At 52.9% G+C, this 751-nt stretch carries 1 protein-coding gene; it reads right to left on the reverse strand.

The window, feature by feature from the left end; genetic code table 11:
- The coding region (locus C1T21_RS28240; RefSeq protein WP_258012640.1) for an AMP-binding protein at positions 1-751 on the reverse strand (751 nt) is incomplete at both ends.

Below are 751 nucleotides of genomic sequence, written 5' to 3' on the forward strand. Positions count from 1 at the left end.
GTTCCTCCGCATTCGCGTCCTCAGACACCGGCCAAATCGACGTGACAATGGAATTCTCTGTTGGACCATACGCGTTGTAGTAGGCTACTTGATGCTTCCACTTGTTTACCAGGTCTGTCGATGTCGCGGATCCCCCCGTGAGCAGGATGCGCAGGTCTGGCAGTCGCTCTGCTTCTAGATACACCGCGTACGTCGGTGGTAGTAACACGGCCGTAATTTGGTGTTTCGCCATGTACTGCTCGAACTGTCCATAGTTTAAAATCGTTTCCGACGTCGGTATATATAGCGTCGCTCCGCAGAACAGCGTTTGAAACACTTCCCAGCAAGCGGCATCAAAGGAATAACTGGCAAACATCAGGACATGATCCGACAAGCTCATCTGTAATGTTTCATCGAAATAGGTTTTGAGGTTGCACAGCCCGCGGTGCTCGATCATCACGCCCTTCGGCTGTCCCGTCGTACCCGACGTATAAATCACATATGCCAGATCGTTCGGGCCAGACAACGGCTCCAGATTCGAACCATCCTCGTGGTAGACCTCCTGCACCCCATTCAGCACCAGTACCTTGCCGCCAAAAGTGGCCTTTTCCACCAGATGGCTTTGCGTTAGCAGCAATTCTGCACCTGAGTCATCGAGCATGTAGCGGATACGTTCCTCTGGGTACGTCGGATCTATCGGAACATACGCGCCTCCGGCTTTCATAATCCCGAACATCCCCACGATCATATCTACCGAGCGCTCCGTCATCAG

The organism is Paenibacillus sp. F4, assembly GCF_002894905.1.
GTDB classification, from domain to species: domain Bacteria; phylum Bacillota; class Bacilli; order Paenibacillales; family Paenibacillaceae; genus Paenibacillus; species Paenibacillus polymyxa_B.